Here is a 14,453-nt window from a genome sequence, read left to right on the forward strand (position 1 = left end):
CATATGGTTTTCAAACACGCTTTAACACAATAGTTCGTTTATGTAGATTCTTCTCCAAAATTTCATTGACAATTCAAAGTGCGCCACAGTCTATTATTGTTATCATAAAACATCTAAAATCGCATAACCTTGCTAAATCCAGTGTACGCTCGCCAAGGTCGGATAATCAATTCATATAAGAACCAGGTACCTATTACACATGCCGACTTCAACCTATATTCATATTTTCGGTGACAATCAAATAACCATTTGGGGATTAACAGGGCGCGAACGCTTGCAACGTATGCTGAAAGCACACGAACAAGTCACTCTTGTCGATGATGTCGAAAAAATTCCCATGCATGCCAATGCATTATTCCTGAATGCCAACTTTCTGTTTGATGCACGCGTGCTTTCGGCATTGCTCGGACTGGATAAAAGAATCGCTTTATACAATGAAGAAGGTTGCCCGGCTGCGATACGCACCGATGGTAGCCAAGCATCGCGGCTACTTAAAAATCTTAACAACAACAAAAGCCAGAATTATAAATTCGTGTTGCTGACCATGCCGCGAATTGATTTAAAAGATTTGAAAATTGATTTTCAACAGAATCTGAAAAAGAAAGACCCGCCGTACATTCTGCCTGTCAGCGAGGAGAATCGTTCATTACTGGAAAAAGAACTATTTTCCGGATCATACAAAGGTGTCACCGATCTCGTTACTAAATGGATTTGGCCATTACCGGCATACTGGACTACACATTTTTGCGTGCGCCAGGGCTGGCAACCTAATCACGTAACGTATCTCAGCATCGTGCTTGCCATTCTAACCGGACTAGCATTCTGGGCTGGATTCTTTGGCATTGGATTGTTGATGGGATGGTTCATGACTTTTCTCGATACGGTCGATGGAAAATTGGCACGGGTCACAGTCACTTCAAGCCGCATTGGAGACGTCCTGGATCACGGCCTGGATATTGTCCATCCGCCTTTATGGTACCTGGCATGGGGAGCGGGATTAGCGGGGACACAAGCAGCTATTCCCGGCCTGGAAATTTTCATGGTGCTGATGTTTCTAGGTTATGTCGGCGGACGATTGTGCGAAGGCACATTTCAGCTATGGTTAGCGCCGTTTGATTTATTTATCTGGAAAAAACTGGATTCTTTTAATCGCTTGATTACAGCCCGACGTAATCCCAATCTACTCTTTCTTAGCTATGGTTGGTGGATTGATCGTCCGGATATCGGATTGTACCTGGTCGTGTTCTGGCACTTGATTTCGACCGTATTTCTCGCATGGCGCGTGCTAATAGCCTGGCGAACCAAAAATGCAGAAGGAACACTGAAGTCCTGGTTGCAGGATGTCGATCCAACACATGACCGGGAAATACTCGCTGTCAGAATTTTTACGCGCGCCCCGATTGATCTCAGAAAACCGTTCCCGCTATCCTAAAATTTAACGGCTCACAACAACACCTGATGACTTTACAATCGCGGATTGATCGCATAACAGCCGGAACAGCCAAGGTCGGTTGCCTACTTAACCCTATGGGCGGCCAAGTACGCAAACGCACACTAGCCATCCGGCAGGCATTGCAGGCAATACCAGGCATTCTCCTATGCGAAGCCAGCGATGCCTCCGGTTTTAAAACTGCGATTAATCAGCTCATCCGTGCAAAAATTGACTTGCTGGTCATCGTTGCGGGAGACGGCACCACACACGCGATTTTCGGCCATCTATTCACATCGCTGGCACCTAAACAATGGCCACTCATCATGATTGTTCCTGGCGGAACCACCAACATGACACCGCTGGATCTTGGGGTCCGTGGTAAACCGGAAAAAATCATCCGACAATTGCATCACTATTTGCTCGAACCAACCGTGCCCAAACTGGCTCAACGCCCGGTGTTACGTATCGAACAAACAGGAACAAGCCCTATTTACGGCATGTTCTTTGCCGCTGGACTCGTCGCACGCGGCGTCAAATTTTCGCGCAGCTCGGTAAAACAAATCGGAATCACCGGTAGCATTTTTACCTTCCTGATTATGCTGCGATCCCTTGTCGGCATCATTACCGGAATGATACTAAGCCGCCAGCAAAAGGAATGGATGCCTGTCAAAATGACAATGACAGAAGCAAATGGTCGGATTCGCCAGGGCACCTATTTATTTGCACTCGTCAGTGCATTGGATTGCCTGTTGCTCAATATCCGTCCCTATTGGGGCAAAGAAGCAGAACCACTCCATGTAACATGGGTTGATCAGCAGTGCAAGCGCTTGTGGCGATCATTGTGGCCGCTACTTTCGGGTGGAGGAAAGGTGCTACAGGAAAAAGATGGCTACTATAGCCATAACACCTCCGCTTTGACTGTACACATGAATGATGAATACATTGTGGACGGCGAATTGTATCAATCAATCAATACACAGAATCCTTTGCGAATTACCGCAACTAACCCCATCACTTTTTTAGTACTCAAGGACACCACTAGTACCATGATCTCTTCTATACCACTGCCTACCCAACAACTACCCATTCGGCTGATTAGCGAAGTTGCTTGGGAAAACAACAAAGAAACGTCACCCGATCTTGTACCTTTGATAGATTCCCTTATGATGCGTTTCGGTGAATCACTGGATGCCGTGATGCTTTATGGATCCTGCCTACATTCCGCTGTCAGCCTGGACGAGGGTATTGTCGATTTGTATGTCATCGTCAACAGCTACTACCAAGCTTATCCCGAACGATATTTAGCCAATTTAAATACTTGGCTGGCACCCAATGTTTTTTATCTCGAAATACCGTATCAAGAACGCATATTACGCGCCAAATACGCCGTCATTTCAACCAAAGATTTTGAACGTGGTGCGCAATTCTGGTTTCATCCGTATATCTGGGCACGCTTCGCACAGCCGTCGAGAATGCTGTATTTTCGTGATGATGCCGTACGGGAACGCCTTTATGTAGCACAAGCCCATGCTGTGATTAATTTCCTGAAATCAGGTGTCGTAACGATCGACGCTGGCATCATTAATGTTGAAGAAATTTGGACTCGCTGCCTGATGCTCACCTATGCAGCTGAATTACGTGCTGAGCGGGAGACACGCGCACGCCATCTGGCCCAAACCAATCTGGATGCATTTGCCCGTCTGACCGATGTAGCGAGCCCCATACTGGAAGGAATATTGGAAAAACAAGAGAATGGGAAATATCGCTGCCTGACTACGCCAGAAATGCAGCGACGGGCGTTATGGCGTTGGCGTTTGCGTCGCTGGCAGGGAAAAATCCTGTCTATCCTGCGCTTATCCAAAGCCACACTAACATTCAGCAATAGCGTAGATTACGCCGCATGGAAAATAGAACGGCATACCGGCGTGCGAGTGGAAGTCACGCCGAAATTACGCCGCCATCCTATTCTGTGGGGCTTAAAGGTAGCCTGGCAATTATTAAGACGCGGCGTGGTACGCTAGAAAGATTAATCACCCGCTGCGCTGTATATACTCACAAACTGGATTTTCTTAGGGAGATATTTATGAATCATTTAAATCGCTTATTCTTACTTCCGGTTCTCTTGCTGCTGACTGCTTGCACCACGATGTATCTCGAAGGCTTGGAAAAAGTCGGCATTCCCAAACGGGATGTCATGGTCTATCGGGTTGAGAAAGCGCGCGACACCCAAGAAGAAACCAAGGAGCAATTCAAATCCGCCTTAGAACAATTCACCGCCGCCACCAACTTTCAGGGTGGCGATCTCGAGGCCACTTATAACAAACTGAATGATGCCTATGAAGACAGCGTGAGCAAAGCCGAGGAAGTGAACAGTCGCATTGCCGATATTGAAAGCGTTTCTGAAGCATTATTTACCGAATGGAAACAAGAAATCATGCAATACAGCAATGCATCAATGAAACAAAGTAGCCAGAAAAAACTCGACACCACACAAGCGCACTATCACCAATTGATCGCCTCGATGAAACAAGCCGAAGCTAAGATTGAGCCAATCCTACGCGTTTTCCAGGATCAAGTCATGTTCCTCAAGCACAACCTGAATGCGCGTGCAATAGCTTCGCTCAAGAATGAACTGGGCACGATCAAGTCCGATGTATCCGCGCTCATTGCTTCGATGGAGCAATCTATCAATGAAGCCAATGCGTTTATCAGCACGATGGAAAAATAAATTAGCTCAGGAAACCTCGGAATGGCTCGTCAGATATTATTCCAAGGTTTTCAGCAATAAGGAAGCGCCAGTGGCTTTAAAACCAACCATTTATAAATTCAAAATTGCACTGACGGATCTCAATCGCAATTACTACGACACACTTAACCTGACCATCGCCCAACACCCATCTGAAACGCTCGAACGAATGATGGTGCGCATGCTCGCATTTTGCATTAATGCCCAAGGGTCGCTCGCGCTTACTAAAGGATTAAGCACTGCGGAAGAACCTGATCTATGGGCACATACTCCGGATGGCCGAATTACATTGTGGATCGACGTCGGCGAGCCTGCCCCGGATCGAATCAAAAAAGCTACACGGCTCGCCCAGACTGTCAAAGTGTATAGTTTTAACTCCAAATCGAATGTCTGGTGGACACAGGAACAAGCCAAATTTAATGCACTGACGGCAGCTATTTTCCAGTTCCAATGGCACAACATCCAAACCCTGGCAAAACTAGCGCAGCGAACAATGGATATCTCTGTCACAATTTCCGAGGAATCTGCTTATGTGGCTACAGAATCTGGTGAGTGTGAGGTAGGCTGGGTATCGTTAAGCGTTAATTGATTCTTTAATGCGACTCAACTCTTGAAATTAAATTAGCCTGCAATTCCCAATATCTGAGTTAGGTCGGCTCCAGAAATGCCGACCTGGCTTGTCAGTCACTTCATATTCTCAAGATACTCTTTGATTACGACAGCATGATTACGCTCCACATCCTTCGCACCATATACGAGTGTAACCACTACATCATGGCGTACGTGCCCGACGAGTTGCTCAACCGCCTCCGTGTTATGACAAAGCTCCAGAAAATAACGATCTCGAAATTCGATCCATTTTAATGGATCATGATTAAACCACTTACGAAGAGGAGTACTGGGCGCCACATCCTTGAGCCACAAATCAATATGTGCCAAGTGCTTGGAAACTCCTCGCGGCCAAAGCCGATCTACAAGGATTCGAAATCCATCGCTTGGTGCAAATGGCTCGTATGCTCGTTTAAGCAGGATAGTCATCAGTTTGCCCAAGTAAATTTGTAGCAAGAAAATGATCGAATTGAGTAAACTAACATTTGTTTTAATTAAAGCCTACTCAATCACTACAAATCGTCTCCGCAATATGTCGAAACATCGAATTAGCCGAAAAACCAAACCAATCTCTGGATTCTTCATGGTGCGCACCGATCACCATACCTGTGGCCTCTTTATCCGGATACAACAACATCGTGAGCGAGCGGGATTTGTGATGAATGCAATCGAATTCATACAAAGTTTTAACTGCATGATGTCCTCCTTTTTGCTTCTCATCGTAGCTGGAAAGCACCCAAACTTTTCTGAATCGATCATTTTCCAGCATTGTCTCAGGATCAAAATAATGCTTTTCACCTTGCTTGACAGGCATATCCAGCTTAATCCACTTGGCTTGTGCAGGCATGACAACGAATAGCAGGAATAGTACCGATAAATATTTTTTCATCATTAATTGCTACAATTCGTTCGTTTAATCTGTTTTCTCATTCTACAGAATGTGCAAACAATGGATAATTCAGACAGGTTTCGCCTTTCTGCAACAAAACCATAAATGTCAGTTATTTTGCCATTAAATAGTTCCAACTACTGATGTTTTCAACTATTCTTAGCATCCATATAGCCTGTGATACCAGGCGATTTATCCGAAGACTTTTGAGAAATCACACGATAACATATTGGTTGCAGATTTACTGATCGTTGGAACGAGTTTGTATTTGTAATGATATTTCGCTTCGTGTGAACGCTGCAGGAATTTCCTGCACTAAAACAATCATCCAATGAATACAAGCAACAATAGATTTATGAAAAGCCTTAATCTGGAGTTAAATAAATGGAAGAATTGAATCAAGCCTGGATCATGTTAAAGCTTGGCGGAATTATTATCATACCGCTGGTTTTACTGGGTGTTATTGCAGTGGCGATTATGCTCGAAAAGGCATTTATCTATTGGCGTTATGCGCGCCTTTCCAGCGACTTGCTCAATCTGGTGGAAACCTATGGCTTCAAATGGAACGATCTGGAAAAAATACTTTCCGGGCTGGATAGCCGTCACTATTACAAGCGTTTCTTTGAAGTGGTAATTTCCAACCGTCATCAACCCGCCTGGTGGACCGAATCCCGCGCCGCCGATGAAGCCCAAATCATTGAGGAATCGCTGGCACGCCGATTATGGGCGTTGGAAACCATTGTCACCGCCGCGCCGCTGCTTGGCCTAGTAGGAACTGTGATCGGTATGATGCGTGCCTTCCAGGTTATCGGCAGCGAAGGATTGGTTAATCCCGCTGCGGTCACAGGCGGGGTTGCCGAAGCGTTGATTGCTACCGTAGTAGGGTTGGCAATTGCGCTGATAGCTCTGTTTGGATTCAATTACTTTGCCCGTTTGCAATCGCTAACAATGGATGAAATGGAACGCCTGGGTACACGACTGATCGACAATATTCGTCGGGATCAACAGGATAATCACGATGAAACTGCGTAAATCCCGCATCATTTCGAAAGGCAAAATCGAGATCATCCCGATGATCGATGTGATGTTCTTCTTGCTGGCAACATTCATGCTGGCTTCATTATCGATGCAAAATCTGGATTCACTGCAGGTCGATTTGCCCGAAGGACAAGCGGAAAAGCTCAGTGCGGAAAAACCGGTCACCTTGACGTTAACCAAAGACAGCAAAATTTTTATCAATCAGACGGCAGTCACGCTGGACACGCTGGCAACTACGCTCAAACCGTTACTCGCGGATTCCAAGCAAAAATTGATCGTGTCCGCGGATAATGAGGCACCGCAAGGTATCGTCGTGCAGGCCATGTTGCGCGCCCGATCCGCCGGAGCCCAGCATTTTTTGATTGCAGTCAAACATAAATAAATAAATAGCACGTTAAGAATGGCCAGTCCCCGATCGAGAGAAATTCGCTTATGGTGGCCAATGCCATTGGCTGCGCTCGTCTGGCTGCTGATCGTCTGGGGCCTGGGATTTCTTATGTCACTACCGGAAATGGAAACTGAAACGCCACCGCCCATTGCCGCCAGTTTCATTGATATAAATGAATCGGAAGATGCTAATAACTCCCTACCCGCCTCTCAACCAAGCGCACCCGCTCCGCAACCCGAGAAACCCAAAGTAGCTGAGGCCCAACCCGCACCTAAAACACCACCGACACCTGCTCAGCCGCCACCATCAAGACCTCCAACCAAGCCCAAGGCAGCTGAGAAGCCGAGCCAACCCAAAGCACCTATCCCAGCGCAGGAAGTTGCCAAAACCAAAGCGCCTCCGGAACCTCCTACAGATACCCCTACCGATCTGTCTGAGTATATTAATCAAGCAAAAGCGCGCCGCCGCGCCGCAGAAGGAATCTTTGATTCACAGGAAAGTACTGCATCCAGCAATACTGCAAACCAACTTTCAGCAGAAGAGATCCGTATGGCGAATGTGCGGCGTAATCTGCAAAACCCTGGTACCAGCGGTATATTCCAAATTCTTCGCATCGGCCCGCGTACGGCGGAATTTTCATTTCGTGCCTGGACTACCGGTCAAAGCAATCCACGGTTACAGATGATTCGGGTCGAAACTGGAACAGATGGCGACATTGAACGTGCCATCATTCGCCGTATGATCCAGCTGATTCGGGAACATTACAAAGAGGATTTTAATTGGGAATCGCATCGCTTGCACCGTGTCATCGTCTTATCTGCGAGAGAGAGAGATAGCGCAGGATTGGAAGATTTCTTGATGCGTGAATTTTTCATCAATCCAACACGTTAGATCTTGTTTAAATTACCTCAAGTAACATACTAATAACGTCGTAACTATCGAACACAGGGAACAATTTCGTTTCTCTGTGTTTTTATTGAACTGATTATGAGCCACACTTTATTATTCTACCAATTCTTCTGTGATGATAAGCGATAGTACTATTGAAGTTTCCGTTAATGACTTGCAGCTCGGCATGTACGTCAGTGACCTCGATCGTCCTTGGCTTGAAACAGCTTACCCAATTCAAGGCATCCTGATTCAATCACAGCATGATATTAACGAGCTCCGGCGCTACTGCAAACATGTTTACGTGGACATCGACAGAAGCGAGCCATTCGCTGTTCAACAACACTTCTCAAGCACCCCCCATCACTCTCAGACTGTTTCAAATCAGGGCAAGCCATTAGCATCGCATGAACCGAACGCCTCATTCCATGTCACCTCCACAGCTTCAAATCGTGGCAAGTTACCAACATTGCATGAAACTAAATCGCTCGACTCACTGCTACAACGCGTTAATACCTACAGCGACATCTGCACAGCAGAACAAGAAATCCCTGCGGCCACCAAAGCGTACAATACCGTTTCTACATTATTTAGCGATATCAATTCCAACCTGGATTGCAATATTCAAATCAATATGCGCGTAGCGCATGAAGTGGTCGACACATTACGCGAAAGCATTATCCGTAATCCCGATGCAGCATTGCTGCTGGCACAGCTTAAAACCACCGGAAAAGAACTTTATGACAATGCCATTAAAACTTCGGTACATTTGCTTGCCTTCGGCCGTCATCTCGGTCTGCCCCACAAGGAATTGACAGTTCTTGGCCTGGGTGGATTACTAATGGATATCGGCAAACAACGCCTACCTAAAGAAATCCAGGGTAAAAGAAATATATCGCTCGCACCGAATGAACGCAAGTTGATGAAACAGCACATCGCGTATGGAGAAGAAATTATCGCGCAGCTAACTGATGCACCGGAAGAAGTCGTCAAAATTATTTTACAGCATCATGAGCGCGAGAACGGCAATGGTTATCCTTCTGGATTATACGCCAACCAATTACATCCTTATGCGCGTATGGCCGCCATTATCGATTGCTATGAGGAACTTATCTGGGGAGAATCGCGCATGCCAGGTATGAAACCTTTTCAGGCGCTAAAAGAACTTAAAGATAATGCGCATAACGGACTCAATTATATTTTGGTGGAGCAATTTTCTCAGTGCATCGGCATGTTTCCGGTAGGCAGTCTGGTTGAACTAAACAGTGGCGAAATTGCTATTGTCCTCACCCACAATCGCACGCAACGATTTCTTCCTCAAATCATGATCATCTGTGATGCCGAGAAGAAACCCTATGAGTACCCTGTAACCTTAGATCTAAGAACCGCTGGCAAAAACCCAGGAGGGGTTGCGTACGTCATCGTAGATGATCTCCCTCAGGGCGCATACGGAATTGATCCAAAGAAATATTATTTATAAACATCCAAAATCTATCATTACATTAAATCTATGACCATCCTCGCTTATCAACACTTTCTGCAACAAGCCTCACGAAGATTACATGATGAATTCCAATTGGGCCGTCGCAATGCCGTAATGATCATCAACTTTGAGCGGCTAGTAGAATTGGATGGCGTCCTTGGATTTACCATTGTTGATAATATTTTGCAGCAAATTGCCCAACAATCAAAAAATGCTCTGAACCCAGGCGATCTGGTCGGCATCACCGGACGGTATCAAATAACCTGCTTACTGGTCGATTTACTTACCGATGCACATGCCATGCTGGCCGCCCATAAAATCCTACGAATCCTGACACCTCCATTTGAGCTTGATAGAAAAAATATCATCCTGGTTCCGCGTTTTGGCGTGGCAGTGAACAATGAAAGCGGTTACGCGTTAGATCAATTGATGTGTAACGCAAGCACGGCTGTGCGCCAAGCAAAACTGGAACAACTTCCGATCAAGCTCTTTGACGCCGAAATGCAAGATCCGCTAATGTTCCAAATTGATCTCTGGTCAGATTTAGGCCACGCTATCGAAAATGGCGGATTGTATTTAGGGTATCAACCTCAGATCGATATTGCCAGTGGCAGGATCAAATCCACTGAAGCCCTACTACGATGGCATCATCCACATCACGGACCGATCCGTACCGATAAATTAATCCAAGTTGCTGAAGGCACCTCGCTCATGCCCAAACTCACGCTATGGGTTTTCCATACCGCATTAAGGGAATGTTCCGAGTATCGGAGAGCAGGATTAAACGCCGGTGTTTCGATCAATTTTTCAGCTGACGACCTGCGCGACCCTGAACTTACCGAACTCGTTCTACAGGGCTTATCTCTCTGGAACGTACCGCCAGAAGATATCACCATTGAACTGACCGAAACAGCTGTTATGGACAATCAAGCAGGAACACTGGATACCTTATGTCAACTCAAGGATATGGGATTAAAACTGGCCATGGATGACTTTGGAACCGGTTATTCATCAATGGCACGCATGCTGGACTTACCTTTGGACGAAGTTAAGATTGACATGGTTTTTGTCCGGCATATGACAACACATCATAAACACGACCGGATCGTCGACTCGATGATCAATCTTGCGCACCGGTTGAATCTATCCGTAGTTGCCGAAGGCGTGGAAGATATTGCAACCTATGAACGCCTGCGCACGTTGGGGTGTGACGTGATTCAAGGTTACCTCTTTGGTAAGGCCATGCCGCTACCGGAACTCATCAGAACTAGCATCGATCAATCCCCTGCCTACCTCTTGCAGACAGCATCGCAAACAACCGCATAAGAAGAATCTCTGATCGTACTGGGATTGACAAGTTATTCAGTGTTTAGAAGCATTAGGAAATAAAAGCGGAAGCCGAGGCCGAAGTTAATTTAAGCATTCTTTTCATTTCACTTTCCCCTTCTTAGTTGATTAAAATCTCAGACAACCCTTGCAATATATAAAAATTAATTACTATTCAATTACTTATAAACCAGAAATACCCTAAAACCATGTCATTTTTTGTAGTCAGATTTTCCAGCGCTTTTACCAAACTCATCCGCCCCAAGCACTCTAGCGCTCTAGCGCTCTAGAAATTCTGATTCTTGCCTAATCAAGCCCCGGAATCTCGAATTCATTTTGATCAATCGATAATCCGGCGCGAGTAAAAAACTCTGCACTGATTTTTGAGACAGGCACATCCTGGCATTTGAGATTGGCGATCACTTGATGGCTTCTCTCCACCGCAATGCCGTCTTTCGTTCCCCAACCCTTACCGATAGCGGTATACACAATGTAATGATACTCTCCGTTGATAAAACGCAAATAACCGCCGCCGCCGCCCGCAAATATCAAGGTGCGCGCCTGGATAAATTGAACAACTGGAACTGATGCGTCATTCACAGCCGGAAATGTCAGTTCAGGCATGCCAAGTGGCCCAAATCGATATTGCAGATAACCGCTGCTAGCGGAGAAATCATTCGAGGCGCAGACTGAAACTGTTTTCTCGCCCAGTGAACAGGAAAATATCACTTGCTCCTCCCCTTGGCAGTGCGATTCCGCTGCATTCACAGGAGCAGGCAAAGAAAGCAAGCCTATTAAAGTGCAAAAGCAAACAGTTGCCGTTCTCAAACCAGCAAAGCATAATAATTTTTAAAAAACTTGATGCGATCCTCCAAGCCATTGAGACCACCATTTACTTTCTTGGTTATTTTCGTCACTACCTCATCGCCGGCACCTGCATCGGCCAATGCGTTGAGTGACCGAATATCCCAGAACCATGCCGCCGACAGCAAAGGGAATTGCGATGCCACTAAGTCGGGCTTATCCAAAACATCATCGCTGACACTGTTAGCAAAAGCACTGTAGTTGTCTTTGCCAGTCAACTGAATATACCCTCTGCCACGGTATTTATAGCCCTCCTTGCTGGCTTCGTTGCCATTACCCATTCTGCCGCCATAAACTCGTGACGCTATTTTCTCTGGCTGACGCGCATAATTTTCCGCTAAATTCCCCGGAAAATACCTGGGGAAGACTTTCTTCAAGCCCGCAGCAGAATAATTCAAATTTTCTTCTCGTGTTTTAAACTCCGCACTCTCATGCGCACACTGCGCGAGAAAGTGTGCCAGTCGCAAGGATGTATTGATATCAAACTTTGCCGCACAATCAGGAATTTGATCAAGCACGGTATCTGGAACATGGGTTTTCAATCGATCTAGCGCTAACATCATTCCCCCAAAATTTTATGCAGTTAATGATTCTGCCAAAGTACAATGGATACTCAGTTACACATTATAATCACAATTTTTAAAGCACCTGCTGAATATGGCCTCGATTAAACCGCTTCCCGAGCTGTTAATCAATCAAATCGCTGCTGGCGAAGTGGTTGAACGTCCGGCTGCTGCGCTTAAAGAAATTCTTGAAAACAGTGTTGATGCTGGCGCCAGGAGAATTACCGTACAACTTCAGCAAGGCGGCGTGAAGCAGATTCGCGTCGCTGATGACGGCGCTGGCATTGCTAAAGATGAATTGCAGTTAGCCTTGACACGCCACAGCACCAGCAAAATCAGCACACTGGAAGATTTGCATCAGATCACCAGCCTGGGCTTTCGTGGTGAGGCGTTAGCTAGCATTGCAGCGGTTTCACGCTTGACCTTGACTAGCCGTCCTGCAGAGCAAAGCCATGCCTGGCAAATTCTGGTAGAAGGTAAAACAGTCTCGCAGCCCACGCCTTCGTCATTGACACAGGGCACAACGTTGGATATCAATGATTTGTACTTCAATATTCCTGCCAGACGCAAATTTCTGAAGTCGGAAGCCACCGAATTTGCACATTGCGACGAGACCTTTAAACGCATTGCCTTATCGCAAGCGAGCATTGAATTCGTTCTACAACATAATGGCAAAGCACGGCGACATTTACGTGCAGGCGATTCAACGCAAAGAATTGCAGCGGTGTTAGGGGAAGAATTCAAACAAACCGCCGCCTGGATTGACGAACAGTCAGCCGAGATGCATTTACACGGCATGGTTGCGTTACCGGCTTATGCGCGTTCATCGCGCGATACGCAGTATTTCTTTGTCAACCATCGTTTCGTCAACGACAAGCTGATTTCTCATGCGCTGCGCGAAGCCTATCGGGATGTGCTGCATCTGGACCGGCATCCGGCTTTTGTTTTGTTTCTTGACCTCAATCCGGAAGGCGTTGATGTCAATGTACATCCGACCAAAACAGAAGTGCGTTTCCGCGAACCGCGTGCGCTGCATCAATTTATTTTTCATGCAATCAACAAAGCACTGGCTTTACCGCAAACAGAATCACAGTTTAAAGTACCAACACCAATCGCTCGATCTTATCCGGCTTATCCCAAAACTGGCCAAGCTCAGGCTGGTTTGGTATCGCAACCGGTCAGCTTTTACGGCACCTTGTTTGGCACAGAAGCCCGTTCTATCCCTACAGTCCCGACTAACCTAACTCCTGCAATACCGACAGCAAGGACTGATCAATCCATCGCGGTGGAAGTAACTCAAGACAACCATCCGCTCGGTTTTGCGTTGGGGCAACTGCACGGCATTTATATTCTGGCGCAAAACGTGCGAGGACTGATAGTTGTCGACATGCATGCCGCACATGAACGGATTATGTATGAAAAACTCAAACAAGCGCTTGATCAACACGAAATACCGAAGCAATCGTTGCTCATTCCGGTCACCTTTTATGCCGACCAGCTGAATGTCGCCGTGATCGAAGAAAACCAGGCAACCCTGGATCAACTGGGATTTGAGATTGCAGTGCTCTCGCCAACTACTGTGGCAGTGCGCGCAGTGCCAACCACACTGCAACATGCAGATATTGCACAGCTTGCGCGCGACATTCTGCACGAAATCCGCGAATACGGCGCCAGTCAGATTCTAACCGCCAAACGCAATGAAATACTAGCAACAATGGCTTGCCACGGCGCAATTCGTGCCAACCGCAAGCTGACCCTTGAAGAAATGAATGCCTTGCTGCGTGAAATGGAAATGACCGAACGCGCCAATCAATGCAACCACGGCAGACCCACGTGGTTTGAAACCAGTTTGGCTGATCTGGACAAGTTGTTTATGCGCGGAAAGTAAACAAGCCGTTACTGACCCGCAAGTATTTTAGTGAATCCTTCGTCATCAAACCTCAATGCTTTGAGTTCATTGAAATCCTGCTCGCTGGAAGCGTGGGAGTCCTTGGTCAATCTAACAACAAAATCACTTCCTTGCCCCTTCGCCCAATCCGGTCGCAAGCGGTACAACTGATACTCTTATGGCCACAGCAAATTAGAACCCAAGTTGTGATACAGCTTAATAAAGGCTATGTAACAATTAATTATTGAATTGTTTGTCCAACGTGCATTGAGATATAGAGGTGTGCACAATGAAATCAACGGAATTCAAAGCATGGATGGAATTGATTGAACGCATGAG

At 46.3% G+C, this 14,453-nt stretch carries 14 protein-coding genes; 10 read left to right on the top strand and 4 right to left on the bottom strand.

Annotated features, from left to right (window positions below; translation table 11 throughout):
* The first annotated feature begins 199 nt into the window (after window positions 1-199).
* The 4 genes from Q0C11_RS09310 (at window position 200) to Q0C11_RS09325 (ending at window position 4,767) form a co-directional block, all read left to right on the top strand.
* Complete coding sequence (locus Q0C11_RS09310) at window positions 200-1,432, top strand: CDP-alcohol phosphatidyltransferase family protein (protein ID WP_293007290.1); 1,233 nt, start codon at window positions 200-202, stop codon at window positions 1,430-1,432.
* 26 nt (window positions 1,433-1,458) lie between these two features.
* Window positions 1,459-3,453 (top strand): diacylglycerol kinase family protein, encoded by a 1,995-nt coding sequence (locus tag Q0C11_RS09315; RefSeq protein ID WP_293007292.1) that lies wholly within the window; start codon window positions 1,459-1,461, stop codon window positions 3,451-3,453.
* Between the two features lie 62 nt (window positions 3,454-3,515).
* The gene (locus Q0C11_RS09320) at window positions 3,516-4,160 is read left to right on the top strand and encodes a DUF2959 domain-containing protein (RefSeq protein WP_293007294.1); all 645 of its coding nucleotides are present in this window, start codon (window positions 3,516-3,518) and stop codon (window positions 4,158-4,160) included.
* Window positions 4,123-4,767, top strand: a complete 645-nt coding sequence (locus Q0C11_RS09325) for a YaeQ family protein (protein WP_293007296.1) — start codon at window positions 4,123-4,125, stop codon at window positions 4,765-4,767. Before Q0C11_RS09320 ends, Q0C11_RS09325 begins: the two co-directional genes overlap by 38 nt.
* Before the next feature lie 95 nt (window positions 4,768-4,862).
* Here Q0C11_RS09325 and Q0C11_RS09330 read toward each other — a convergent pair whose 3' ends face one another.
* Both Q0C11_RS09330 and Q0C11_RS09335 read right to left on the bottom strand, forming a co-directional pair.
* Window positions 4,863-5,216 (bottom strand): DUF488 domain-containing protein, encoded by a 354-nt coding sequence (locus tag Q0C11_RS09330; RefSeq protein WP_293007298.1) that lies wholly within the window; start codon window positions 5,214-5,216, stop codon window positions 4,863-4,865.
* A gap of 76 nt (window positions 5,217-5,292) precedes the next feature.
* Window positions 5,293-5,679, bottom strand: coding sequence for a surface-adhesin E family protein (locus Q0C11_RS09335; protein ID WP_293007300.1), 387 nt, complete (start codon window positions 5,677-5,679; stop codon window positions 5,293-5,295).
* Between the two features lie 381 nt (window positions 5,680-6,060).
* On the opposite strand from Q0C11_RS09335, the gene Q0C11_RS09340 reads away from it, so the two are divergent.
* The 5 genes from Q0C11_RS09340 to Q0C11_RS09360 all read left to right on the top strand — a co-directional run bounded on the left by Q0C11_RS09340 (window position 6,061) and on the right by Q0C11_RS09360 (window position 10,799).
* Window positions 6,061-6,708, top strand: a complete 648-nt coding sequence (locus Q0C11_RS09340) for a MotA/TolQ/ExbB proton channel family protein (RefSeq protein WP_293007302.1) — start codon at window positions 6,061-6,063, stop codon at window positions 6,706-6,708.
* On the top strand, window positions 6,695-7,096 hold the full coding sequence (locus Q0C11_RS09345) for a biopolymer transporter ExbD (RefSeq protein WP_293007304.1): 402 nt from the start codon (window positions 6,695-6,697) through the stop codon (window positions 7,094-7,096). Before Q0C11_RS09340 ends, Q0C11_RS09345 begins: the two co-directional genes overlap by 14 nt.
* 18 nt (window positions 7,097-7,114) lie before the next feature.
* Entirely contained in the window at window positions 7,115-7,993 is an 879-nt protein-coding gene (locus Q0C11_RS09350) for a hypothetical protein (protein ID WP_293007306.1), read from the top strand.
* 133 nt (window positions 7,994-8,126) lie between these two features.
* The gene (locus Q0C11_RS09355) at window positions 8,127-9,470 is read left to right on the top strand and encodes an HD-GYP domain-containing protein (protein ID WP_293007308.1); all 1,344 of its coding nucleotides are present in this window, start codon (window positions 8,127-8,129) and stop codon (window positions 9,468-9,470) included.
* A 30-nt stretch (window positions 9,471-9,500) separates the two neighbouring features.
* On the top strand, window positions 9,501-10,799 hold the full coding sequence (locus Q0C11_RS09360) for a bifunctional diguanylate cyclase/phosphodiesterase (protein WP_293007310.1): 1,299 nt from the start codon (window positions 9,501-9,503) through the stop codon (window positions 10,797-10,799).
* Between the two features lie 306 nt (window positions 10,800-11,105).
* Here the strand turns inward: Q0C11_RS09360 and Q0C11_RS09365 are convergent, their stop codons facing one another.
* Together Q0C11_RS09365 and Q0C11_RS09370 are read right to left on the bottom strand one after the other, a co-directional pair.
* Window positions 11,106-11,528: a hypothetical protein gene (locus tag Q0C11_RS09365; RefSeq protein ID WP_293007312.1), complete on the bottom strand. Its 423-nt coding sequence runs from the start codon at window positions 11,526-11,528 to the stop codon at window positions 11,106-11,108.
* 95 nt (window positions 11,529-11,623) lie between these two features.
* Window positions 11,624-12,226, bottom strand: a complete 603-nt coding sequence (locus Q0C11_RS09370) for a glycoside hydrolase family 19 protein (RefSeq protein ID WP_293007314.1) — start codon at window positions 12,224-12,226, stop codon at window positions 11,624-11,626.
* 94 nt (window positions 12,227-12,320) lie between these two features.
* Here Q0C11_RS09370 and mutL point away from each other — a divergent pair, with 94 nt between their 5' ends.
* Window positions 12,321-14,114 (top strand): DNA mismatch repair endonuclease MutL, encoded by a 1,794-nt coding sequence (gene mutL, locus Q0C11_RS09375; RefSeq protein ID WP_293007316.1) that lies wholly within the window; start codon window positions 12,321-12,323, stop codon window positions 14,112-14,114.
* Window positions 14,115-14,453: the final 339 nt, after the last annotated feature.

It is taken from the genome of Nitrosomonas sp., from assembly GCF_022842015.1.
Lineage (GTDB): Bacteria > Pseudomonadota > Gammaproteobacteria > Burkholderiales > Nitrosomonadaceae > Nitrosomonas.